This window comes from Salinimicrobium oceani (genome assembly GCF_012037645.1).
On record NZ_JAAVJR010000902.1, the window covers coordinates 1 to 393 of the forward strand.

Annotated in this window: 1 protein-coding gene; it reads left to right on the forward strand. The window is 41.0% G+C overall.

Annotated features, from left to right (window positions below):
• A partial coding sequence (locus HC175_RS19970; RefSeq protein WP_168139828.1) for a DUF4968 domain-containing protein occupies nt 1–393 on the forward strand: 393 nt, incomplete at both ends.

The following is a 393-nucleotide window of genomic DNA, read 5'->3' on the forward strand; positions in this document are numbered from 1 at the left end:
TTTGGAAAAAAAGGTGCCAAAAAGGTCATTTTTGGATGTGAAGGCGGGGAGAAGCTTATGCTGGAATTCCTGGATTCCAAGAACATTAAATTCTGGTATGCTCCCACCGGGAAATTTAACCGCAACAACGAATCTTTTGCGGTTATAAATGAAGATTTCGATCCAAATTTCAACATCAACGTAGAAGAAAATGCTTCAAATTATGAAATCTTCACAGGAGATCTCCGGGTGATGGTCCAAAAAAAGCCGTTCAAAATTCAAATTTTTGACAGGTATCAACGACTCGTTTTAGGAGATCTTGATGCCGAAGCCTATGTTACTGAAGGAACCAAAACTGAAACCCGAAAAGTCCTGCGGGAAGAAGAGCAGTTCTTCGGTCTGGGAGAGAAAACC